We start from the raw sequence: 22,044 nt of genomic DNA on the forward strand, positions 1-22,044 counted from the left end.
CCGCAGGCGTCTCGCCAGCCGCCCTGGCCCAGCGCCCGCGCAGCACCGCGCAGATTACCGTGCTGTTCGTGGTGCTGATCCTGTCGATCGTCCTGCTGTTCGCCAACTTCGCTTACCTCAACACCCAGGCCAACCACGACAAGCAGTACATTGGCCATGCCGGCGAGCTGCGCGTGCTGTCCCAGCGCATTGCCAAGAACGCCACCGAGGCGGCGGCGGGCAAGGCGCTGGCGTTCAAGCTGCTCAGCGACGCGCGCAACGACTTCGAGCGGCGCTGGGGCTACCTGCGCGAGGGCGACAAGACCACCGGCCTGCCAGCCGCGCCGGTGACGGTGCGCGACGAGATGGACGCGGTGCGCCAGGACTGGGAGAACCTGCGCAAGAACACCGACACCATCCTCGCCAGCGAACAGACCGTGCTGTCGCTGCACCAGGTCGCGGCCACCCTGGCCGAGACCGTGCCGCAGTTGCAGGTCGAGTACGAGAAGGTGGTGGAGATCCTGCTGCAGAGCGGCGCGCCTGCCAACCAGGTGGCGGTGGCCCAACGCCAGTTGCTGCTGGCCGAACGCATTCTCGGCTCGGTCAATACCGTGCTGGCCGGCGACGAAACCTCGGTGCAGGCCGCCGATGCCTTCGGCCGCGACGCCAGCCGCTTCGGTCAGGTGCTCGAAGGCATGCTCGCCGGCAACCCGGCGATCCAGGTCACCCGGGTCGAGGACGCCGACGCCCGGGCGCGGCTGGCCGAGATCGCCGAGCTGTTCCAATTCGTTTCGGGCTCGGTGGATGAGATCCTCGAGACATCACCCGAGCTGTTCCGGGTACGTGAGGCCGCCGGAAACATCTTCAGCCTGTCGCAGACCCTGCTCGACGAGGCCTCGCACCTGGCCAACGGTTTCGAGAACCTGGCCGGCGGGCGCACCCTGGACACCGTCGGCGGCTACGTGCTCGGCCTGCTGGCGCTGGCTTCGATCATCCTTATCGGCCTGGTGATGGTGCGCGCCACCCACCGCCAGCTGCGCGAGACCGCCGAGAAGAACGAACGCAACCAGCAGGCGATCATGCGCCTGCTCGACGAGATCGAGGAGCTGGCCGACGGCGACCTGACAGTCACCGTATCGGTCACCGAGGACTTCACCGGCGCCATCGCCGACTCGATCAACTACTCGGTCGACCAGCTGCGCGACCTGGTGGCCACCATCAACCACAGCGCCGAGCAGGTCGCCGCCGCCGTGCAGGACACCCAGAACACCGCCCGCCAGCTGGCCAAGGCCTCCGAGCACCAGGCCGAGCAGATCAGCGAGGCCTCCGAGGCGGTGGGCGACATGGTCGAGTCAATCGACCGCGTCTCGGCCCACGCCTACGAGTCGGCCAAGGTGGCCGAGCGCTCGGTGGCCATCGCCAACAAGGGCAACGAGGTGGTGCACAACACCATCCACGGCATGGACAACATCCGCGAGCAGATCCAGGACACCGCCAAGCGGATCAAGCGTCTGGGCGAGTCCTCCCAAGAGATCGGCGACATCGTAAGCCTGATCGACGACATTGCCGACCAGACCAACATCCTCGCCCTCAACGCGGCGATCCAGGCCTCGCTGGCTGGCGAGGCTGGTCGCGGCTTTGCCGTGGTGGCCGATGAAGTGCAACGCCTGGCCGAGCGCTCCTCTTCGGCGACGCGGCAGATCGAGGCATTGGTGCGCACCATTCAGGCCGATACCAACGAGGCGGTGATCTCCATGGAGCAGACCACCGCCGAAGTGGTGCGTGGTGCGCGCCTGGCCCAGGATGCCGGGGTGGCCCTGGCGGAAATCGAGGGTGTGTCGCAGACCATGGCCGACCTTATCCACAGCATCTCCGACGCCGCCCAGTTGCAGACCTCCTCGGCGGGGCAGATTTCCCACACCATGGCGGTGATCCAGCAGATCACCGCGCAGACCTCCGCCGGCTCCGGCGCCACCGCTGACAGTATCCGCCACCTGGCGCGCATGGCCAGCGAGATGCGCCGCTCGGTGTCCGGCTTCACCCTGCCCAAGCCGGTGGAGCGCTCGTGAGCGAGGCGCACCTGAACCCGTCCGGCGAGCGCCACGACACGGTGGCCCTGGCCTGGACCAAGGCGCCGATCCTCGATTGCCTGGGCCAGGCGCGCCAGGCCCTGGAGCGCTTCTCGGCGGAACCGGGCGACCTGTCGATGCTGGCGTTCTTCGTTGACAACCTGCACCAGGTCCACGGCTGCCTGCACATGCTCGCGCTGCCGGGCGCGATGCGCCTGGCCGAGGAACTGGAGCTGCTCGGGCGGGCCATGGCCGACGGTCAAGTGAGCCCACGCGGCGATTGCCTGGGGGCGCTGTTCCGCGGGCTCGAGCAACTGCCGCCGTACCTGGACCGCCTGCGCGGCGCGCGCCACGACCTGCCGCTGGTGGTCATGCCGCTGCTCAACCAGTTGCGGGTCTGCCGTGGTGCCGAGCCCTTGGCCCAGGGCAGCCTGCTGGGCGACCTGGGGCAACGGCTGGCCGGGGCGGCGGACCTGGCCAACCTCGACCTGTCCCTGGGCAGCTGGCGTGAGCACATGCAGGCCGGCCCGGGGCGCGATGCGCTGCGCTCGGTGGTGATGGCCTTGTGCGACGACCTGATGCGCATCAAGGACCGCCTTGACCCCTTCGTCGGCGGCGAGCGCTCGCCCAGCGAGCCACTGGAGTCGCTGCTGCCGCCCTTGCGGCATGTGGCCGATACCCTGGCGGTGCTGGGCTTCCAGCAGCCGCGGCGGGTGATCATCGACCAGGTGCTGGCGCTGCAGGCACTGGTTGAAAAGGACAGCGCCGTGGATGAAGCGCTGCTGATGGATGTCGCCGGGGCACTGCTGTATGTCGAGGCCACCCTCAACGGCATGGTCGGCCCGTTGGAGGAAACCAACCCCGGCAGTTTGCCCGGCTCGGACCTGGCCGAAATCCGCCAGCTGGTGCTCAACGAGTCGCTCAACGTGCTGCAGCAGGCCAAGGACCTGATCGGCGATTGCCTGGAGTCCGACTGGTCGCGCCAGCGCCTGCAGGCCCTGCCCGGCTTGTTGCAGCAGGTGCGCGGGGCGCTGGCGATGCTGATGCTGCCGGCGGCCGCCGAGGTGTTCGCCGGTTGCGCGGGCTATGTGCAGGGCTGGCTGGTGCACCTGGAGGATGAGCCGCAAGCGGACGAACTGGCGCATCTGGCAGATGCCCTGAGTGCCGGCGAAGCCTGGTTGCAATGGCGGGTGGCCGATCCGCTGGCCGACGCCCAGCGCTTCATCGACATGGCCCACGCCAGCCTGGCCGCGCTGGGCGTGCAGTGCGCGCGCGACACGGCAGCCGCCGGCGGCGAGCAGGCGCTGGACGGTATCGACGATGAATTGCGCGAGGTGTTCCTCGAAGAGGCTGGCGAGCTGCTGCCGGAGATCGAGCGCCAATGGCTGCGCTGGCGCGCCGACAATGGTCTGCGCGAGGCGTTGATCGAGGTGCGCCGGGCACTGCACACGCTCAAGGGCAGCGGGCGGATGGTCCATGCCGAAGCCGTGGCCGAGCTGGCCTGGGGCGCCGAGCACCTGCTCAATCGGGTGCTGGAAGGGCGCATCGTGCTCAGCGCCGAAGGGCTGGTGGCCCTGCAGCAGGTGTTCGTGCGCCTGCCCGACCTGCTGGCCGACTTCGCCGCCAGCCAACTGCCGCCCACGGCCGAGATCGAACAGCTGGCCGGGCACCTGCACGCGCTGGCGCTCAACGACACGCCGGCCAGCGCCAGCATCGATGGTCTCGACCCGCAGTTGCTGGAAATTTTCCGCAACGAAGCCCAGGGCCACCTGGCCGGGCTTGATGGCTTCCTGCAGGCGGTCGATGGGCGGGGCAGCGCGGTCAGTGACAGCCTGCAACGCGCTCTGCACACCCTCAAGGGCAGCGCCGCCATGGCCGGCGTGATGCCGGTGGCGGAGCTGGCCACCGCCCTCGACCGCCTGGTGCGCGAATACAAGGGGCACCAGCTACCCCTGCGCGTGGCCGAGATCGAACTGCTGGAGGCGGCGCGTGCGCTGTTCCACCTGGGCCTGGCCCAGCTGGGCAGCACGCCGTTGGCGCCCATCCCCGGGGCCGCCGGGCTTATCGAGCAGGTCGGGCAGACGGTAGACGCCCGGCTGGCCCAGCTCCAGGCCGAACCGCACCCGCCGCGGCGGGCCCGACGCGACCCGCAACTGACGGCCACCTTCCTGACCATGGGCATGGACATCCTGCTCGATGCCGAGGCGCGGCTTGCCAACTGGCAGGGCGATCCTGCGCAGCACCACGAGCTGCACCTGCTGCTCGAGGAAATGACCACCCTCGGTCATGGCGCGCACCAGGCCGAGCTGTGGCAGGTCGATGAGGTCTGCGAAGGGCTGCTGGACCTGTATGGCGCGGTTGAGGAGGGCAGCCTGGCGGTCACGCCACGCTTCTTCGCTGTCGCCCGGCAAGCCCACGAAGCGCTGCTCGACCTGTTCGACGAGATTGCCGCCGGCCAGGACCCGAACCCACGGCCTGAATGCCTGGCAGCCCTGCATGGCCTGCTCGACGATGCCCTCGATCCTGCCGCCCTGGGGCTGGTCGGGGCGAACGGCGTGACAGCGCTGACAGCGCCAGGCGAGTTGCCGGACCCCGCGGTGGTCGAGCTGTTCCTCGAAGAAGCCGGGGATATCCTCGACGGTGCCGACCAGGCTTTGCGGCAATGGAAGTCCGATCCGGACAGCCTGTCGCCGCTGTCGGCGCTGCAGCACGATGTGCTCACCCTCAAGGGCGGGGCGCAGATGGCGGCGATCGGCGCCGTCGAGGTGCTGGCCCAGGAACTGGCGCTGCTCTATGAAGGCCTGGTGGACCGTCGGCTAGGTGCCGGCCCGGCGCTGTTCGAGCTGCTCCGGCGCAGCCATGACGCCCTGGCCGAAATGTTGCGCAGCCTGCGCGAGGGCCAGCCACCGCTGTCGGCGGTGGCGTTGCTGGGCGAGTTGCGCGACTTCCGCCACAGCGCCCCGCCTCCCGTCGCCTCCGAGCCGCAGGAGGACAACGAAGAAACCGAGGGCGACAAGGAGCTGCTGGAGGTTTTCCTCGAAGAGAGCTCCGATATCCTCGAGAGCGCGGCCGAGTCCCTGGCGCGCTGGCAGGTCGACCCGCGCAACACGGTCGAGGTGGAGAACCTGCTGCGCGACCTGCACACGCTCAAGGGCGGCGCGCGCATGGTCGAGATCGCCGCCATCGGCGACCTCGCCCATGAGTTGGAATTCCTCTACGAACTGCTCGCCGCCGGGCGCCTGCCGTCGACGCCGGCCCTGTTCAGCCTGCTGCAGAATTGCCATGACCGCCTGGCGCACATGCTCGACGCGGCGCGCCTGGGCGAGCCGCTGCATGCGGCCACGGCGCTGATCGACTACATCCGCAACTTCTCCAGCGCCGCCCTGACCGACAGCGTGGCCGGCCAGGCCCAGGTCGAGCCGGCCCCCGCCGAAATCCCGGCCGTAGCCCCCGAGCGGGCGGGCGATATGGTCAAGGTCGATGCCGAACTGCTCGACGACCTGGGCAACCTGGCCGGTGAGCACTCGGTCATTCGTGGGCGTATCGAGCAGCAGGTCAACGATGCGCAGTTCGCCCTCAACGAGATGGAAACCACGCTGGAGCGCATGCGCGACCAGCTGCTGCGCCTGGACATCGAGACCCAGGGACGGATTTCCAGCCGTCACCAGTTCGAGGGTGACACCTATGACGATTTCGACCCCCTGGAGATGGACCGCCATTCCCAGCTGCAGCAATTGTCGCGGGCGCTGTTCGAATCCACCTCGGACCTGCTCGACCTCAAGGAGACCCTGCTGCAGAGGGCCCAGGAGGCCTACAGCCTCCTGCAGCAGCAGGCGCGGGTCAACAGCCAGCTGCAGGAGGGCCTGACCGCTACCCTGATGGTGCCTTTCGAGCGGCTGGTACCCCGTTTGCAGCGGGTGGTACGGCAGGTGGCCAGCGAGCTGGGCAAGCAGGTCGAGCTGGTGGTCGGCAACGCCGAGGGCGAGCTTGACCGCAGCGTGCTCGAGCGCATGGTGGCGCCCTTGGAGCACATGCTGCGCAACGCCGTCGACCATGGCCTGGAGGCCCGCGAGGCACGCCTGGCCGCCGGCAAGCCGGAGCAGGGCACCATTCACCTGAACCTGCTGCACGAAGGCGCCGACATCGTCATCGAGATGAGCGACGACGGCGCCGGGGTGCCGCTGGAGGCGGTACGCAACAAGGCCATCAAGCGTGGCCTGCTTGATCCGCAGGCGCGCCTGAGCGACCACGAGATCCTGCAGTTCATCCTGCGTCCCGGGTTCTCCACGGCCGAGAAGATCACCCAGATCTCTGGCCGCGGCCTGGGCATGGATGTGGTCCATGAGGAGGTCAAGCAACTGGGCGGTTCGATGAGCATCGAGTCCAGTCCCGGCAAGGGCGCGCGTTTCCTGATTCGCCTGCCGTTCACGGTGTCGGTGAACCGAGCGCTGATGGTGCACGTTGACGAGGAACAGTATGCCATTCCGCTGAACACCATCGAGGGCATCGTGCGCGTGCCACCGGCGGAGCTGGAGGCCTGTTACCGGCTCGACCCGCCGCGCTACAGCTACGCGGGCCACGACTACGCGCTGCGCTACCTCGGTGACCTGCTGCAGGGCGGCGGCCAGCCCGGCCTGCTGGGCCAGAGCGTGCCGCTGCCGGTACTGCTGACCCATTCCCATGAGCAGTCGTTCGCCATCCAGGTCGACAGCCTGTCGCCCAGCCGCGAGATCGTGGTCAAGAGCCTCGGCCCGCAGTTCGCCGCAGTGCCGGGGCTGTCCGGCGCCACCCTGCTGGGGGACGGGCGGGTGGTGCTGATTCTCGACCTGCTCGGCCAGTTGCGCGGACAGCAACGGCGTCTGGCGCGCCTGCCGGGCGTGGCCGAGGCGGCGCATGCGCTCACTGGCCCGGTGCCCCGGCGGCCATTGCTGGTGATGGTGGTGGACGACTCGGTGACCGTGCGCAAGGTCACCAGCCGCCTGCTCGAGCGTCACGGCATGAGCGTGCTGACGGCCAAGGACGGCGTCGATGCCATGGCGCTGCTCGAGGAGCACCGTCCGGATGTGCTGTTGCTGGATATCGAGATGCCGCGCATGGACGGCTTCGAAGTGGCCACGCGGATCCGTCGCGATGAGCGCCTGAGCCAGCTGCCGATCATCATGATCACCTCGCGTACCGGCCAGAAGCACCGCGATCGGGCCATGGCCATTGGCGTCAATGAATACCTCGGCAAGCCGTACCAGGAATCGGTGCTGCTGCAGAGCATCGCCCACTGGAGCCAACCCCATGCTTGAACATATTGCCGGCCAGCGCAGCAGCCTGACCGGGTTGCTGCTGCCGCTGGGCGACCGCACCTTGGTGTTGCCAAACGTGGCGGTGGCTGAGCTGATCGGACACCGTGTCATTGCTTGTGAGCCAGGGGAGCCGGCCTGGCACCTGGGCTGGGTCGACTGGCGCCAGCAACGGCTGCCGCTGATCGGCTTCGAGGCGGCTTGCGGCGGGCAGACCCCTTGCGGCGAGCGGGCGCGGGTGATGGTGCTCAACGCCCTGGGAGATACCGGGCTGCGCTACCTGGCGTTGCTGCTGCAGGGTATCCCGCGCTCGTGCAAGCTCGACAGCCAGCTGAACTATGTCGACGTGCCGTTGGCGGGGTTGGAGTTGGCGGCGGTGCAGGTGGGCGAGCAGGTGGCGCGGGTGCCGGACCTGGCGGGGCTGGAAAGATTGGTGCGTGACGCGCAACTGCAACCTGCCGCTGGCTAGGATGGTGTCTGGGCTTGCCCCGTGATAGGGGTTTCAGGAACCCGAACGGCGTAGCGAGGTCTGTGCTTGCATGTACTACGGTGAACGTTTCAACGCCTGGACCCACCTGGTCGGTGCGGTGCTGGCCTGTATTGGCGCAGTCTGGCTGATCGTCGTGGCCGGCCTGCAGGGCGATCCGTGGAAGATCGTCAGTTTCTCCATCTACGGCTTTACCCTGCTGCTGCTCTACAGCATCTCCACCCTCTACCACAGCACCCGCGGACGAGCGAAGCGGATCATGCGCAAGCTCGACCACTTGTCGATCTACCTGCTGATTGCCGGAAGCTACACGCCCTTTTGCCTGGTCAGCTTGCGCGGGCCGTGGGGCTGGAGCTTGTTCGGGGTGGTCTGGGGGCTGGCGCTGGTCGGCATGCTGCAGGAGATCAAGCCGCGTTCGGAGGCACGGATCCTGTCGATCATCATCTACGCGCTGATGGGCTGGATCGTGCTGGTGGCGGTCAAGCCGCTGCTGCACAGCCTGGGCGGTGCCGGCTTCGCCTGGCTGGCGGCCGGCGGCGTGTTCTACACCGTCGGCATCATCTTCTTCGCCTTCGACAGCCGGTTCCGCCACTGGCATGGCATCTGGCACCTGTTCGTTATCGCCGGCAGCCTGATGCACTTCGTCGCGGTGTTCTTCTACGTGTCTTAGAAGTCGCCCCACAATTGCTGCGCTACCGACAAAGCCACCACCGGCGCTGTCTCGGTACGCAGCACCCGTGGGCCGAGGCGAGCGGCGTGGTAGCCGCTGACCTTGGCCTGTTCGACCTCCGCATCGCTCAGGCCGCCTTCGGGGCCGATCAGGAAGGCCAGCTTTGCAGGTTTTTCGTGACGGGTCAGCGCTTCGGCCACCGGGTGCAGCACCAGCTTGAGGTCGGCCTCGGTGTCCTTGAGCCATTCGGCCAGGGTAACCGGCGGGTGGATGACCGGCAGGGTCGAGCGACCGCACTGCTCGCTGGCGCTGATCGCCACTTGGCGCCAGTGGGCCAGGCGCTTGTCGGCGCGCTCATCCTTCAGACGCACTTCGCAGCGTTCGCTGACGATTGGGGTGATTTCGTTTACGCCCAGTTCGGTGGCCTTTTGAATCGCCCAGTCCATGCGCTCGCCGCGGGACAGGCCCTGGCCGAGGTGAATGCGCAGCGGCGAGTCGGCCTGGCCGGGGACGGCTTGGTCGAGGCTGACGCGCACGCTTTTCTTGCCTACCTCGAGCAGTTGGCCAAGGTATTCCTGGCCGCTGCCGTCGAACAGCTGCACGGCGTCGCCAGCGGCCATGCGCAGGACACGGCCGATGTAGTGGGCCTGGGCTTCGGGGAGCTCGTGTTCGCCAAGGCCAAGCGGGGCGTCGATGAAGAAGCGGGAGAGTCTCATGGTTCTACTCGGAATCTGAATGGGGGCATCGTCCTCTGTAGGAGCGGCCTTGCGTCGCAATAGGGCCGCAAAGCGGCCCCGGAAATTTCTGCTGCGAAGCTGAAAGCCTGGGGCTGCTGCGCAGCCCTATCGCGACGCAAGGCCGCTCCTACAGGGGGACGGAGGTGTTGGGGCCTAGCCCGGATCGCGGAAATCGGGGTGGAAGTCGGCCGGCACCGCCACGCTGACGCTATCACGGGTGGCGATGTCGATCCCTTCGCTGGCCACTTCGGCCAGGAAGTCGATCTGCTCCGGGGTGATCACGTAGGGCGGCAGGAAGTACACCACGCTGCCCAGCGGGCGCAACAGCGCGCCACGTGTCAGGGCATGCTCGAAGACCTTCAGGCCGCGACGCTCCTGCCAGGGGTAGGCGGTCTTGCCGGCCTTGTCCCGGACCATCTCGATGGCCAGGGCCATGCCGGTCTGACGAATCTCGGCGACATGGGCGTGGTCGGCCAAGTGCGCGGTGGCGCTGGCCATGCGCGCCGACAGGGCCTTGTTGGCCTCGATCACGTTGTCTTGCGCGAAGATGTCCAGGGTCGCCAGGGCCGCGGCGCAGGCCAGCGGGTTGCCGGTGTAGCTGTGCGAGTGGAGGAACGCGCGCAGGGTCGGGTAGTCGTCATAGAAGGCCTGGTACACCTTGTCGGTGGTCAGGCAGGCGGCCAGGGGCAGGTAGCCGCCGGTCAGGGCCTTGGACAGGCACAGGAAGTCCGGGCGGATGCCGGCCTGTTCGCAGGCGAACATCGTGCCGGTGCGGCCGAAGCCCACGGCGATCTCGTCGTGGATCAGGTGCACGTCGTAGCGGTCGCAGGCCTCGCGCAGCAGCTTGAGGTACACCGGGTGGTACATGCGCATGCCGCCGGCGCCCTGGATCAGCGGCTCGACGATCACCGCGGCGATGCTGGCGTGATGTTCGGCCAAGGTCTGCTCCATGGCCGCGAACATGTTCCGTGAGTGCTCCTCCCAGCCCATGCCTTCGGGGCGCAGGTAGCAGTCCGGGCTGGGCACCTTGATGGTGTCCAGCAGCAGGGCCTTGTAGGTCTCGGTGAACAGTGGCACGTCGCCCACCGACATCGCCGCGATGGTCTCGCCGTGGTAGCTGTTGGTCAGGGTGACGAAGCGCTTTTTCTGCGGTTTGCCGATGTTCTGCCAGTAGTGGTAGCTCATCTTCAGCGCCACTTCGATGCACGACGAACCATTGTCGGCGTAGAACACCCGCTCCAGGCCAGACGGCGTCATGGCTACCAACCGCTCGGACAGCTCAATCGCCGGCTGGTGGCTGAAGCCGGCCAGGATCACGTGCTCGAGCTGGTCGACCTGGTCCTTGATGCGCTGGTTGATGCGCGGGTTGGCATGGCCGAACACATTGACCCACCAGGAGCTGACCGCGTCCAGGTAGCGCTTGCCCTCGAAGTCCTCGAGCCACACGCCCTCGCCACGGCGGATCGGAATCAGCGGCAGCTGCTCGTGGTCTTTCATCTGGGTGCAGGGGTGCCAGAGGACCTTGAGGTCGCGTTGCATCCACTGATCATTGAGGCCCATGGGCACTTCTCCTGGCGTTACGGCTCGGTTTGACCGCGTAAGCCTAAGCAATGCCGGGGGGCAGGACAACCGCTCAATGACGCCAGGCCGGGCGCCACTCCAGTTGGCGCACGTGCACGGTGCACAGCGGCAGGGTGGAGAGGACCAGGCGCTCCAAGGGGCCGGGCACATCGTGCCAGAAGGTTCCGAGCGCGCTGGGACCGGGCATGAACTCGGTGTAGTCATGGTCGCGCAGGGTCAGCCAGTAGGCGGTTGAGACGGCGCTGCCTAGGGTACTGATCTCCACCTCGAGCAGCAGGCAATCGACCGTCTGGCCGAAGATGATCTCGACATCGGATTGGCCCAGGACAATCAGTTCCGTGCCGCTACGTCCTTCGTCGGTCTTGTAGCGCGAGCTGTAGGCGATGCCATTGGAGACGATGTTCAGGCCCGAGGGCGTGCGCCAGGTGATTTCCGGCATCGGCGCTGAAGGCTGCCACCTGGCAAAGTCTTCCGTGTAGATCACCGCTGTTTCTCCGGCCTGGTTCGGGTGTGCGAACCAAGACTGCCTACCCTTGCGACAGTCAGCTACTGACAAAAATACCAGTTGCAAAAAGCACTTGATGTCACTGCGGTGGCAGGGTGGGCAGAGGTGACGTATTCTTAACGCATCTCTCCCGGGGCGTTCCTCCCCGTATCTTCTATCGCTTCTCTAACCGGAGTTCGCCATCATGGCTGCTGCTTGGGTGCGCCTGTGCGCGTTGGTATTGATCGGGGTGTCCAGCGGTGCCGCGCTGGCCAAGGACAAGACGGCGATCGTCGTCGGTGGTGGCCTGGCAGGCCTGACCGCGGCCTATGAATTGCAGGCCAAGGGCTGGCAGGTCACCCTGCTGGAAGCCAAATCTGGCATGGGTGGGCGTTCGGGGCTGGCCACCAGCGAGTGGATTGGCAACAGCAAGACCCAGCCGGTGCTCAACCAGTATCTGGAGCGGTTCAAGGTCGGCACATTGCCGGCGCCGGAATTCGTGCGAACCCCGGGCTACCTGATCGACGGCGAGTACTTCAGCGCAACCGATCTGGTGGCCAAGCAACCGGCCACTGCCGAGGCCCTCAAGCGCTACGAGAAGACCCTCGACGACCTGGCCCGCTCCATCGAGGACCCGCTGAATCCGGCGGCCAACAGCACCCTGTTCGCCCTCGACCAGATGAACGTTTCCACCTGGCTGGACAAGCTGCAGTTGCCGGCGACCGCCCGTCAGCTGGTCAACCAGCAGATCCGTAGCCGTTATGACGAGCCGTCGCGCCTGTCGCTGCTGTACTTCGCCCAGCAGAGCCGCGTCTACCGCAACGTCAGCGACCGCGACCTGCGCGCCGCGCGCCTGCCGGGCGGCAGCCCGGTGCTGGCCCAGGCCTTCGTCAAGCAGCTCAAGACCATCAAGACCAGCTCGCCGGTTACCGCCATCGTCCAGGACAAGGACGGGGTGACGGTGAAGGTCGGCGCCGTGGGCTACCAGGCCGATTATCTGGTCATGGCCGTGCCGCTGCGGGCCCTGGCCAAGATCCAGATGACCCCGGGCCTGGACAACCAGCACCTGGCCGCGCTGAAGGGCACCAACTACGGCTGGCGCGACCAGTTGATGCTCAAGTTCAAGAACCCGGTGTGGGAAAGCCGTGCGCGCATGTCCGGCGAGATCTTCTCCAACACCGGCCTGGGCATGTTGTGGATCGAACCTGCGCTCAAGGGCGGCGCCAACGTGGTGATCAACCTGTCCGGCGACAACGCTCGTCTGCTGCAGGCCTTCGGTGACAAGCAGATGGTCGACCAGGTGCTGATCCGTCTGCACGCCTTCTACCCGCAGGCCCGTGGCGCCTTCACCGGCTACGAAGTACGTCGTTACAGCACCGATGCCGGCATGGGAGGCGCTTACCTGGCCTACGGCCCAGGACAAATCAGCAAGTACTGGCGTCTGTGGGAGCGTCCGGTCCAGCGTATCGCCTTTGCCGGCGAGCATACCGACGCACTCTACCCTGGTACCCTCGAAGGTGCCCTGCGCAGCGGCCAGCGCGCTGCGAGCCAGGTCCAGGACCTGGCGGCAGGCAAGTCCTTCGACCCGGCCAAGGCCGCACCGGTTGCCGCCGCAGCCGCCGCTGGAGCAGCGGGTGCCGTGGCGGCAAAGGATAAGGGCGGGTTCTTCTCCAACCTGTTCGGTGGCGGCTCCGACAAGGCTCCGGCCAAGGCGGAGCCTGTGAAGGTCGAGGAGGCCAAGCAGGACAAGCCAGGCTTCTTCTCGCGTCTGTTCGGCGGTGCTGACAAGCCAGAGGCGAAGGCCGCGCCGATCGCCAAGGCCGAGGAGATCGCCCCGGCGCCTGCACCGGCCCCGGTCGCCCCGGCACCTGTGGCCAAGGAGGAAGCGGTTAAACCTGCCGCCACCAAGCCTGCTCCAGCCAAGCCTGCGGCCAAGCAGGCACACAAGCCCGGTACCAAGCCGGCGCCGGTGAAGAAGGCTACCGCCAAGTCGGAACCGGCCAAGAAGCCGGTGGTCAACGGCCAGGCCAAGGCCGGCTGATCTCGCTATTGACGCCATCGCGGGCTCCCGCGATGGCGTCGGCACATCCAAACGACTATCGTTAATGTTTCCTTAATAGGAAGCTTGCAGACTAAATATCGGGTTTTTAGATAATCCGAAGCAATTTTTTACGCTTTTATTCGATGCGTTAAGCGCTAGTCTTGTGCGCAGCTTTCACGGGGAATACGCCAACATGCAACTGCGCAACTCATCTTCCCGCTATGGCCTGGTCAGCATCGTCCTGCACTGGGGCGTGGCGCTGGCGGTCTTCGGCCTGTTCGGCCTGGGCCTGTGGATGGTCGGCCTCGACTACTACAACCCATGGCGCAAGACCGGCCCCGACCTGCACAAGAGCATCGGCCTGGTACTGCTGGCCGCCATGCTGCTGCGTGTGCTCTGGCGTTTCATCAGCCCGCCACCGCCGGCGCCGGCCAACCATGGCAAGGTCACCCGCCTGGCCGCCAAGCTGGGTCACCTGGCGCTGTACCTGGGCTTGTTCGCGGTGATGGTCGCCGGCTACCTGATTTCCACTGCCGACGGTGTCGGCATTCCGGTGTTCGGCCTGTTCGAGGTGCCGGCGCTGATCAGCGACCTGCCTGACCAGGCCGACACCGCCGGGGTGATCCATCTCTGGCTGGCCTGGGGCCTGGTGATTTTCGCGGTGCTGCATGCCCTGGCGGCACTCAAGCACCATTTCATCGACCGTGACGCGACCCTGACTCGCATGCTGGGCCGCAAAGCTTGACTCTCAACCTCAATTGCAAAGGAAGGAAGTAAGGATGTTGAAAAAGACTTTTGCCGCTCTGGCGCTCGGTACCGCCCTGATCTCCGCCGGCCAGGCCATGGCCGCCGAATACAAGATCGACAAGGAAGGCCAGCACGCGTTCGTTGACTGGAAGATCAGCCACCTGGGCTACAGCTTCATCCACGGCACCTTCAAGGACTTCGACGGCAACTTCACCTGGGACAGCGCCAAGCCCGAGGCCAGCAAGATCAGCGTCGACCTGAAGACCGCCAGCCTGTGGTCGAACCACGCCGAGCGTGACAAGCACATTGCCAGCGCCGACTTTCTTGATGTGAAGAAGTACCCTCAGGCCAAGTTCGTCTCCACCAGCGTCAAGTCGACCGGTGAGAAGACCGCTGACGTCACCGGCGACCTGACCTTGCACGGCGTGACCAAGCCGGTCACCTTCAAGGCTGTGTTCAACGGTGAAGGCAAGGACCCATGGGGTGGCGAGCGCGCTGGCTTCAACGCCACCACTACGCTGAACCTGAACGACTTCGGGATCAAAGGCCCAGGCCCGACCTCCCAGACCCTGGACCTGGATATCAGTGTCGAAGGTGTGAAGCAGAAGTAGTTCGCTACGCTGGAAACAAAAACGCCGCCCATTGGGCGGCGTTTTTGTTTGGGTTCCGCACGGGACAGGCCCGCGATTGCGCTCTTAACCCTTGCGAGTCAGCAGCGCCGGACGCTCACCTCGTGGGCGGCTCGGCAGGTCGTCCAGTTGCTCGGGCGTCGGGTAACGGTCGAGCTTGGATTCCTTGCGAATGATCACCGGCGCGCTCTGAGACTCGCGCGGATTGCGCACGGCGGGTTCCTGGCGAGCCGATTCGTCACGGCGGTTACGGCCTCCGTTGTTGTCACGACGAGCGCCGCCATTGCTGCCACCACCGTTGCGCGGGCGTTTTTCACCCGAGCCTTGGCCTTGGCGCTGTTGGCCATTACCACGGCCTTGACCTTGAGCCTGGCCACCACCACTGCGTTGGCCCTGGCCTTGTCCGCCATTGCCACCTGGGCGACGGTTGCGGCCTTGATTCTTGGCGTTCTGGTAAGGGCTGACGTAGTCGGCGCGGTTGCCGAAGTTATCCACATCGTCGTCCAGAAACTCTTCCGGGTCACGATCGGCGGGGACCGAGGGGATGGCCTTCTGGCCCTGTGCGACCTGCTGCTGGCGTGGCTTCTTGTCACGCGGCTTGCGCTGCTGCTGGCCTTGCTGCTTGTCGCCAGTCTTTTCCTTGTCGGCCTGCTTCTCGCCCGCAGGTTTGTTGCGGCCTTTGTCCTTGCCCTTGTCCTTGCGTCCGCCACTGCCTTCCTTGCCGCCTTCGCCGCGAGGTTGCTGGTTGCGGCCACCGCGACCAGTGTTCTGCTGGCGCTCGCGGACTTCCGGCTTCTCGGCCTCGACCTGGGAGGCGTCGAAGCCCATCAGGTCGCCGTCCGGGATCTTCTGCTTGGTGACGCGCTCGATACTCTTGAGCAGCTTCTCTTCGTCTGGGGCGACCATCGAGATGGCCTCGCCCGAGCGACCGGCACGGCCGGTACGGCCGATGCGGTGAACGTAGTCTTCCTCGACGTTGGGCAGCTCGAAGTTGACCACGTGGGGCAACTGGTCGATGTCCAGGCCGCGGGCGGCGATGTCGGTGGCGACCAGCACGCGCACGGTGTTGGCCTTGAAGTCGGCCAGGGCCTTGGTGCGGGCGTTCTGGCTCTTGTTGCCGTGGATTGCCGCGGCAGTCAGGCCGTGCTTCTCGAGGTACTCGGCCAGGCGGTTGGCGCCGTGCTTGGTACGGGTGAACACCAGTACCTGCTCCCAGGCACCCAGGGTGATCAGGTGCGCCAGCAGGGCGCGCTTGTGGCTGGCCGGCAGGCGGTAGACACGCTGCTCGATACGCTCGACGGTGGTGTTTGGCGGCGTGACCTCGATGCGCTCGGGATTGTGCAGCAGCTTGTCGGCGAGGTCGGTGATGTCCTTGGAGAAGGTCGCCGAGAACAGCAGGTTCTGGCGCTTGGCCGGCAGGCGCGCCAGCACTTTCTTGACGTCGTGGATGAAGCCCATGTCGAGCATGCGGTCGGCTTCGTCCAGCACCAGGATCTCGACCCGCGAGAGGTCGACGCTGCCCTGGCCGGCCAGGTCGAGCAAACGACCCGGGCAGGCGACCAGGACGTCGACGCCCTTGGCCATGGCCTGGACCTGCGGGTTCATGCCGACGCCGCCGAAGATGCAGGCGCTGATGAAGTTCAGGTCGCGGGCATAGACCTTGAAGCTGTCATGCACCTGGGCGGCCAGCTCGCGGGTCGGGGTCAGCACCAGCACGCGCGGTTGGCGCGGGCCGTGGCGTTGCGATTTGTCGGGGTGGCCACCCGGGAACAGGCGCTCGAGGATGGGGAGCGCGAAGCCGCCGGTTTTACCAGTACCTGTCTGGGCGGCGACCATCAGGTCGCGACCTTGCAACACGGCGGGAATGGCCCGCTGTTGCACCGGAGTGGGCTGGGTGTAGCCCGCTGCCTCGATAGCGCGGACAAGAGCCTCGGAGAGACCGAGGGAAGCAAAGGACATGGGCAATCCTGTTCTCGTGGGGGCTGGGCCCGATGGGGTGTACTGCCTGGCGCGACGGGCATCGGAAGGATGCGATCGCGTCCGGTCCAGCTGGGCGTTCACGGCGCATCCTGGATGCCAGCAGGCGGCGCGCAAGGTGCGCTGCTGCGGGTCGAGATGCCTGTTGCGAGGCCGAGCGTCCGGGCGTGAGCCTGGCGGGAAGGCTCGAGTATAACAGAGCAATCAGGGTGTGCTGCGTTCCTGCTGCTCAACGGCGAAAGGAAAGTCCTGATTGCCCAGGTAGCGGGCGTTGATCGCCGCATAGGCCGGCTCCTGCTTGAAGCGTCGCAGTTCTTCGCTGAACGCCTGTGCCAGATGCTCGCGCCCTGGCTTGCGGGCCAGCCCCAGGTACTGCTGGCGGCGGCTGATCACCAGGGGCAGCGCCTCGACGGTCTGCTCCAGGCCAAGCTGGCGGCTGACATAGCGACCCACCTTGCGGTCGGTCACCAGCAGGTCTATGCGCCCGAGCGCCAGCTTGCCAAAGTTGGCTTGGTGGCTGGGCGCCGGTTCCCGGCGGAACAGCGGCGATTCAGCGAAGTCGCCGTCGTAGACATAGCCCGGCGAGGTGCCCACGGTCAGCCCGGCCAGGTCTTCTAGGCGTTTGACCGGATGGGGGCGCGAGCGGGCCTGGTAAAGGACGAACTCGACCTCTGACATGGGTTCGTCCGGGTAGACCAGGTAACCCTGGCGCGAGTCGACGCGGAAAATGTCCATTACCGCGTCCGCCTGGCCTTGCTCGACCATGGCCAGGCAGCGCCGCCAGGGCAGGAACTGCCATTGCACCTCGACGCCCAGGCGCTTGAATACCTCTTCGGTAACCTCGTAGTCGATGCCTTTGGGCTGACCGTTTTCCTGGTAGAGGTAGGGCGCCCAGTCGTCGCTGACGATGCGCAGGCGTTCGGCATGGGCCAGGGAAGTCAGGCAGGCAAGCCATAACAGGCAGAGAGCATGGATGACCTTGTACCTGGCGCGTGGCGGGGTCAACGTGGGGAGCCCCCGCAGTGGCACGCCCGGCATGCGGGTCAGGCCTGCCGCTGTTTCAGCAGGTGCGTCTCGATCTCTTGCCTGCGCTGGCCCAGCGCTAGGCGCAGTCCGGGGTGGCGCAGGCACTTACGCAATTGCTCAGGGGCCGGTTGCCCCTCGCGTTGGGTAAGGTTTTCCAGGGCCTTGTCCCACCATGCGCAGGCGCACGCCCGATCGAATTCGTTTTCGTAGGGGTAGCAGCCATACAACAGTTCGCGAGCGAATTGCCGCTCCTTGCTGGGAAGTGTAAGGCTCAAGGCCTTGTATGCAAGGCGTTGCAGAGCCGGTGGGCGGGGGAGCTGGTCGTTGACCAGCGCAACGTCCGCCAGTGCCGCCTCGCTCAACGGCGCGTCGCCGTGCTTGTGCAGCCAGGCCTGGATCTTTGCGCGGAACTGGGCTTTGCGGCTCCAGTAATGGTGGATGACGTCGGTACACTCGTTGAGCTTGAGCGTACGGTAAGCCACCACCGCAAGGCAGAACTCCTCGAGCGTATAGGCTTCCCTGGCCAATGGGTGCAGTTCGTCCATCAGGGCGATGGACTGGTCCAGGATCGGGGCATCCTGTGCGGTGAGCCCGATCACGCCGGAGTTGACCAGCGGCATCTGGCGGTCGGCCAGACCGCGCTCTTCGAGAATGCCGACCAGGTTCTTGTACAGCAGGCATTTCTGGTTCTCGCCGTAGCGTCCGCCAATAGCGTTGCACAGCAGGCTGCCGGTTGTGACACGGTCGAACAGGTGCTTGGGTGAGGTACGGAAGAAGGTATCGGTGTCGATGAGCACGGCCAGCGGGTGGTGCCCAAGGACTTGGCGCAGCAGCACGTGCTTGCTGCGGAAATGGTAGCCGTGTGGCTGGTTCCAGGTTCTGCGGGTGGCCTCGTCGAGCAGGTGAACGGTGACCGGCAGGTTGTAATAGGGCTCGGCGTTGTCGGTGTAGACCTGGATGTCCATGGACACGCCGGGGGTGGATCGCAGGTGTGCCAAGGCACTGACGATGCTGAAGCAGGCCTCCTGATGGTAAGTGGCCGGACCGAATGCCAGGTAGACGAGCTGAGGGTGAGCGGAATGAGGGTGCTGCATGCTGGCCGGTAACCTATTGCGAGGCGGAAGTGAAGAAGGCTTTAGCCTAAGGCAAAGCCTTCTTCATGGCTCTAATTAATTGTTACCGGCAACATCTTTCAGCGTGGCAGCTTCAGGTTGTTCCAGATCGCCAGGCTCGGCTCGGCCTGGTTGAGGGTGTAGAAGTGCAAGCCCGGTGCGCCGCCTTGCAGCAGTTGTTCGCACATGCGGGTGATCACTTCCTCGCCGAAGGCCTGGATGCTGGCGGTGTCGTCGGCATAGGCTTCCAGCTGCTTGCGGATCCAGCGCGGGATCTCGGCGCCGCAAGCGTCGGAGAAGCGTGCCAGCTTGCTGTAGTTGGTGATTGGCATGATGCCGGGCACCACCGGGATGTCCACGCCCAGCTTCTGTGCGCGCTCGACGAAGTAGAAGTAGCTGTCGGCGTTGAAGAAGTACTGGGTGATGGCGCTGTCGGCGCCGGCCTTGACCTTGTGCACGAAGTTGGCAAGGTCTGCCTCGAAGTTACGCGCCTGTGGGTGCATCTCCGGATACGCGGCCACTTCCAGGTGGAAGTGGTCGCCGCTTTCCTGGCGAATGAACTCGACCAGGTCGCTGGCGTAGCGCAGCTCGCCACTGGCCATGCCCATGCCGGATGGCAGGTCGCCGCGCAGGGCGACAATGCGCCTGATGCCGGCGGTCTGGTACTCGGCGAGCAGGGCGCGCAGGTCGTCCTTGCTGTCACCCACGCAGGACAGGTGCGGGGCGGCGGGGACCTTCACTTCGCTTTCCAGCTGCAGCACGGTGTTCAGCGTGCGGTCGCGGGTCGAGCCACCGGCACCGTAGGTGCAGGAGAAGAAGTCCGGGTTGTAGCTGGCCAACTGGCGGGCGACGCCCATCAGCTTCTCGTGGCCGGCGTCGGTCTTGGTTGGGAAGAACTCGAAACTGTAGCGGCGTTCTTGTGACATCTCTCGTTCCTTCGGTGGCGCGCCCGGGGCGGCTACCTGCAAATAAAAGCCAGGACGGTTGGGGCCGGCCTGGCTCGGACATCGGTACGACGCGTTGCCAGCCAGCGCCAGGGCGATAGCCCGGCGCTGGCGCCGCTGCTTAGTAGCGGTAGGCGTCCGGCTTGAACGGACCTTCGACGGTCACACCGATGTACTCGGCCTGCTGTGGGGTCAGCTGGGTGACCACGCCGCCGAAGCCGCGGACCATTTCCAGGGCCACTTCTTCGTCCAGCTTCTTCGGCAGCACTTCCACGGTCAGGCGCTCTGCCTTTTTGGCGGCTGGCAGTTCGGCGAACTTCTGCTCGAACAGGAAGATCTGCGCCAGCACCTGGTTGGCGAACGAGCCATCCATGATGCGGCTTGGGTGGCCGGTGGCGTTGCCCAGGTTCACCAGGCGTCCTTCGGCCAGCAGGATCAGGTAGTCGTCGTTCTGCGGGTCGAATACGCCAGCGCCGGTGCGGTGGATCTTGTGCACCTGCGGCTTGACCTCTTCCCACGCCCAGTTCTTGCGCATGAAGGCGGTGTCGATCTCGTTGTCGAAGTGGCCGATGTTGCAGACCACGGCACGCTTCTTCAGGGCCTTGAGCATGTTGGCGTCGCAGACGTTGACGTTACCGGTGGTGGTGACGATCAGGTCGATGCGGCCCAGCAGGTCTTTGTTGATGCCTGCTTCGGTACCGGTGTTGATACCGTCCTTGAACGGCGAGACCACTTCGAAGCCGTCCATGCAGGCCTGCATGGCGCAGATCGGGTCGACTTCGGTGACCTTGACGATCATGCCTTCCTGGCGCAGGGACTGGGCCGAACCCTTGCCCACGTCGCCGTAGCCGATCACCAGGGCCTGCTTGCCCGACAGCAGGTGGTCGGTACCGCGTTTGATGGCGTCGTTCAGGCTGTGACGGCAGCCGTACTTGTTGTCGTTCTTGCTCTTGGTGACCGAGTCGTTGACGTTGATCGCCGGGACTTTCAGCTCGCCCTTGGCCAGCATGTCGAGCAGGCGGTGCACGCCGGTGGTGGTCTCTTCCGTCACGCCGTGGATCTTGTCCAGCATGGCCGGGTATTTCTTGTGCAGGATTTCGGTCAGGTCACCGCCGTCGTCCAGGACCATGTTGGCGTCCCATGGCTGGCCGTCTTTCAGGATGGTCTGCTCGATGCACCACTCGTACTCTTGCTCGGTTTCACCTTTCCAGGCGAACACCGGGATGCCGGCGGCGGCGATGGCGGCGGCGGCCTGGTCCTGGGTGGAGAAGATGTTGCACGACGACCAGCGTACTTCAGCGCCCAGGGCGACCAGGGTCTCGATCAGCACGGCGGTCTGGATGGTCATGTGGATGCAGCCGATGATCTTCGCGCCCTTGAGCGGTTGCTCGGCTTGGTACTTGCGGCGCAGGCCCATCAGTGCCGGCATTTCCGATTCGGCGATGATGACTTCCTTGCGGCCCCAGTCGGCCAGGGAGATGTCGGCGACCTTGAAGTCGGAAAAACCAGCAGGCGTGTTTACAGCGCTCATTGAGAGCCTCCATTCGTAGTGTGCGAATGGGCGCCGTTGTGCGTTAAGCGTCCGCTTGCGCGGACAACGCCCCAACCGAGCCTGACAGGCCGAGCCTGCTGCAGCGCCCCTCGGTCGGGTGGCGGGATGGCCACCACTGCGGGAGACCATGTGAAACGGCAGGGATTATAGCCGCGGGCGTGTGACACACCCAAGACTTTCTGTCGATTAATCGAGACGATAGTCGATGTTCAATGGAGGGTGGCCGAGCGGTCTGCCATCATTAGCCCATGTGAGCCAGGCAGGTCAGGAGTACAGATGAACTTTCACACCCGCAAATGGGTAAAACCCGAAGACCTCAACCCCAACGGCACCCTGTTCGGCGGCAGCCTGCTGCGCTGGATCGACGAGGAGGCGGCGATCTACGCCATTGTCCAGCTGGGCAACCAGCGCGTGGTGACCAAGTACATTTCCGAGATCAACTTCGTCAGCGCCTCGCGCCAGGGCGACATCATCGAGCTGGGCATTACCGCCACCGAGTTCGGCCGCACTTCGATCACCCTCAAGTGCGAAGTGCGCAACAAGATCACTCGCAGGGCCATCCTCACAGTCGACAAGATGGTCTTCGTCAACCTCGGCGAGGACGGGCTGCCGGCGCCGCACGGGCGTACCGAGATCAAGTACATCCAGGATCAGTTCCCGGACAGCGCGGTCGAATAAGCGCTGGAGCGTTCGTGGGAGCGGCGCACCGCCGCTCCCT

Annotated in this window: 16 protein-coding genes and 1 riboswitch; of the genes, 8 read left to right on the top strand and 8 right to left on the bottom strand. The window is 65.7% G+C overall.

Annotated features, from left to right (window positions below; genetic code table 11):
* The first annotated feature begins 23 nt into the window (after window positions 1-23).
* From K5H97_RS02510 to trhA, 4 genes are all read left to right on the top strand, one after another.
* A complete protein-coding gene (locus tag K5H97_RS02510) occupies window positions 24-2,048 on the top strand; it encodes a methyl-accepting chemotaxis protein (protein WP_088851767.1) in 2,025 nt (674 codons plus the stop codon).
* On the top strand, window positions 2,045-7,342 hold the full coding sequence (locus K5H97_RS02515; protein ID WP_028688349.1) for an Hpt domain-containing protein: 5,298 nt from the start codon (window positions 2,045-2,047) through the stop codon (window positions 7,340-7,342). Before K5H97_RS02510 ends, K5H97_RS02515 begins: the two co-directional genes overlap by 4 nt.
* On the top strand, window positions 7,335-7,808 hold the full coding sequence (locus K5H97_RS02520) for a chemotaxis protein CheW (RefSeq protein WP_028688348.1): 474 nt from the start codon (window positions 7,335-7,337) through the stop codon (window positions 7,806-7,808). Before K5H97_RS02515 ends, K5H97_RS02520 begins: the two co-directional genes overlap by 8 nt.
* Window positions 7,809-7,878: 70 nt before the next feature.
* Window positions 7,879-8,496 (top strand): PAQR family membrane homeostasis protein TrhA, encoded by a 618-nt coding sequence (gene trhA, locus K5H97_RS02525; protein ID WP_028688347.1) that lies wholly within the window; start codon window positions 7,879-7,881, stop codon window positions 8,494-8,496.
* On the opposite strand, the gene K5H97_RS02530 is transcribed toward trhA, so the two are convergent.
* The 3 genes from K5H97_RS02530 to K5H97_RS02540 form a co-directional block, all read right to left on the bottom strand.
* Window positions 8,493-9,212, bottom strand: a complete 720-nt coding sequence (locus tag K5H97_RS02530) for a 16S rRNA (uracil(1498)-N(3))-methyltransferase (RefSeq protein ID WP_028688346.1) — start codon at window positions 9,210-9,212, stop codon at window positions 8,493-8,495. The genes trhA and K5H97_RS02530 overlap by 4 nt on opposite strands.
* A gap of 174 nt (window positions 9,213-9,386) precedes the next feature.
* Window positions 9,387-10,793 (bottom strand): adenosylmethionine--8-amino-7-oxononanoate transaminase, encoded by a 1,407-nt coding sequence (locus tag K5H97_RS02535; RefSeq protein ID WP_028688345.1) that lies wholly within the window; start codon window positions 10,791-10,793, stop codon window positions 9,387-9,389.
* Window positions 10,794-10,866: 73 nt separating this feature from the next.
* Entirely contained in the window at window positions 10,867-11,298 is a 432-nt protein-coding gene (locus tag K5H97_RS02540; protein ID WP_139121017.1) for a hypothetical protein, read from the bottom strand.
* Between the two features lie 205 nt (window positions 11,299-11,503).
* On the opposite strand from K5H97_RS02540, the gene K5H97_RS02545 reads away from it, so the two are divergent.
* The 3 genes from K5H97_RS02545 (at window position 11,504) to K5H97_RS02555 (ending at window position 14,697) form a co-directional block, all read left to right on the top strand.
* Entirely contained in the window at window positions 11,504-13,339 is a 1,836-nt protein-coding gene (locus K5H97_RS02545) for a flavin monoamine oxidase family protein (RefSeq protein ID WP_028688343.1), read from the top strand.
* Between the two features lie 193 nt (window positions 13,340-13,532).
* Window positions 13,533-14,084 carry a cytochrome b gene (locus K5H97_RS02550; protein WP_028688342.1) on the top strand — a complete coding sequence of 184 codons (552 nt, stop codon included), beginning with the start codon at window positions 13,533-13,535 and terminating at the stop codon, window positions 14,082-14,084.
* A gap of 34 nt (window positions 14,085-14,118) precedes the next feature.
* On the top strand, window positions 14,119-14,697 hold the full coding sequence (locus tag K5H97_RS02555; protein WP_028688341.1) for a YceI family protein: 579 nt from the start codon (window positions 14,119-14,121) through the stop codon (window positions 14,695-14,697).
* Between the two features lie 84 nt (window positions 14,698-14,781).
* Here the strand turns inward: K5H97_RS02555 and K5H97_RS02560 are convergent, their stop codons facing one another.
* From K5H97_RS02560 to ahcY, 5 genes are all read right to left on the bottom strand, one after another.
* The gene (locus K5H97_RS02560; protein ID WP_028688340.1) at window positions 14,782-16,674 is read right to left on the bottom strand and encodes a DEAD/DEAH box helicase; all 1,893 of its coding nucleotides are present in this window, start codon (window positions 16,672-16,674) and stop codon (window positions 14,782-14,784) included.
* A 222-nt stretch (window positions 16,675-16,896) separates the two neighbouring features.
* Window positions 16,897-17,697, bottom strand: a complete 801-nt coding sequence (locus tag K5H97_RS02565) for a substrate-binding periplasmic protein (protein ID WP_248691129.1) — start codon at window positions 17,695-17,697, stop codon at window positions 16,897-16,899.
* Between the two features lie 38 nt (window positions 17,698-17,735).
* On the bottom strand, window positions 17,736-18,812 hold the full coding sequence (locus tag K5H97_RS02570) for a hypothetical protein (protein ID WP_028688338.1): 1,077 nt from the start codon (window positions 18,810-18,812) through the stop codon (window positions 17,736-17,738).
* A 98-nt stretch (window positions 18,813-18,910) separates the two neighbouring features.
* A complete protein-coding gene (gene metF / locus K5H97_RS02575) occupies window positions 18,911-19,756 on the bottom strand; it encodes a methylenetetrahydrofolate reductase [NAD(P)H] (protein ID WP_028688337.1) in 846 nt (281 codons plus the stop codon).
* A 139-nt stretch (window positions 19,757-19,895) separates the two neighbouring features.
* A complete protein-coding gene (gene ahcY / locus K5H97_RS02580; RefSeq protein ID WP_028688336.1) occupies window positions 19,896-21,305 on the bottom strand; it encodes an adenosylhomocysteinase in 1,410 nt (469 codons plus the stop codon).
* Between the two features lie 21 nt (window positions 21,306-21,326).
* Window positions 21,327-21,423: riboswitch (S-adenosyl-L-homocysteine riboswitch) on the bottom strand.
* Between the two features lie 179 nt (window positions 21,424-21,602).
* On the opposite strand from ahcY, the gene K5H97_RS02585 reads away from it, so the two are divergent.
* A complete protein-coding gene (locus tag K5H97_RS02585; RefSeq protein WP_028688335.1) occupies window positions 21,603-22,004 on the top strand; it encodes an acyl-CoA thioesterase in 402 nt (133 codons plus the stop codon).
* Window positions 22,005-22,044: the final 40 nt, after the last annotated feature.

It is taken from the genome of Pseudomonas mosselii, assembly GCF_019823065.1.
In the GTDB taxonomy this organism is placed as follows: Bacteria; Pseudomonadota; Gammaproteobacteria; order Pseudomonadales; family Pseudomonadaceae; genus Aquipseudomonas; species Aquipseudomonas mosselii.

Excerpts from the sequence above, each read along its gene's own strand:
- K5H97_RS02545 (WP_028688343.1), top strand. The coding sequence starts at position 11,504 with ATGGCTGCTGCTTGGGTGCGCCTGTGCGCGTTGGTATTGATCGGGGTG.
- trhA (WP_028688347.1), top strand. The coding sequence starts at position 7,879 with ATGTACTACGGTGAACGTTTCAACGCCTGGACCCACCTGGTCGGTGCG.
- ahcY (WP_028688336.1), bottom strand. The coding sequence starts at position 21,305 with ATGAGCGCTGTAAACACGCCTGCTGGTTTTTCCGACTTCAAGGTCGCC.
- K5H97_RS02570 (WP_028688338.1), bottom strand. The coding sequence starts at position 18,812 with ATGCAGCACCCTCATTCCGCTCACCCTCAGCTCGTCTACCTGGCATTC.
- K5H97_RS02535 (WP_028688345.1), bottom strand. The coding sequence starts at position 10,793 with ATGGGCCTCAATGATCAGTGGATGCAACGCGACCTCAAGGTCCTCTGG.
- K5H97_RS02530 (WP_028688346.1), bottom strand. The coding sequence starts at position 9,212 with ATGAGACTCTCCCGCTTCTTCATCGACGCCCCGCTTGGCCTTGGCGAA.
- K5H97_RS02555 (WP_028688341.1), top strand. The coding sequence starts at position 14,119 with ATGTTGAAAAAGACTTTTGCCGCTCTGGCGCTCGGTACCGCCCTGATC.
- K5H97_RS02550 (WP_028688342.1), top strand. The coding sequence starts at position 13,533 with ATGCAACTGCGCAACTCATCTTCCCGCTATGGCCTGGTCAGCATCGTC.
- metF (WP_028688337.1), bottom strand. The coding sequence starts at position 19,756 with ATGTCACAAGAACGCCGCTACAGTTTCGAGTTCTTCCCAACCAAGACC.
- K5H97_RS02585 (WP_028688335.1), top strand. The coding sequence starts at position 21,603 with ATGAACTTTCACACCCGCAAATGGGTAAAACCCGAAGACCTCAACCCC.
- K5H97_RS02520 (WP_028688348.1), top strand. The coding sequence starts at position 7,335 with ATGCTTGAACATATTGCCGGCCAGCGCAGCAGCCTGACCGGGTTGCTG.
- K5H97_RS02560 (WP_028688340.1), bottom strand. The coding sequence starts at position 16,674 with ATGTCCTTTGCTTCCCTCGGTCTCTCCGAGGCTCTTGTCCGCGCTATC.